The organism is Anoxybacillus sp. ST4 (genome assembly GCF_019448545.1).
Classification (GTDB): domain Bacteria; phylum Bacillota; class Bacilli; order Bacillales; family Anoxybacillaceae; genus Anoxybacillus; species Anoxybacillus pushchinoensis.
Genome location: NZ_JAHZOE010000076.1, coordinates 1 through 447, shown reverse-complemented (window position 1 = coordinate 447; position 447 = coordinate 1). Strand labels below are relative to the sequence as shown.

Below are 447 nucleotides of genomic sequence, written 5' to 3'. Positions count from 1 at the left end.
CGTATAGACGCGCTCGGCGATGCGCCAGACGCCATCCGTGCGCCGCAGCCTGTCGTCATAGGTTCCCGCCGTGCGCAACGGCACTTCCTGGCCGGGGAGGCGCACCACCGCCTGCGTGTAGCAACGCACCCGCGCCCCCTCGCCATCGCCCGATGCCACGATGTTGCTGATATAGTGGAGCGTCGGACCGCAGGCATCGAGCATCGCGGATAATTGCCCGATCAGGGCGTCGCGACCTTCGAACCGTCCGATCCCTTCGCCATAATCCGCACGCACGTCGTCGGTGAAGCAACTGGCGAGAAGCGACATGTCGCGCGCATCGGCCGCGGTCGCGTAACGGAGGAGCAGCGCCTCGATCGCACGCTGGTCCTCCAGCGGGAGCATTGCCGCCTCCACGCTCACCAGCCGCCGCTCTCATGCGGGACAGGCTGGCGGAAGACGCTCTTC

1 protein-coding gene is annotated in these 447 nt (G+C 67.3%); it reads right to left on the bottom strand.

Going from position 1 to position 447, the window contains the following annotated elements:
* A partial coding sequence (locus K1I44_RS15065) for a nuclear transport factor 2 family protein (protein ID WP_219986634.1) occupies positions 1 to 384 on the bottom strand: 384 nt, incomplete at its 3' end.
* Between the last annotated feature and the right edge of the window lie 63 nt (positions 385 to 447).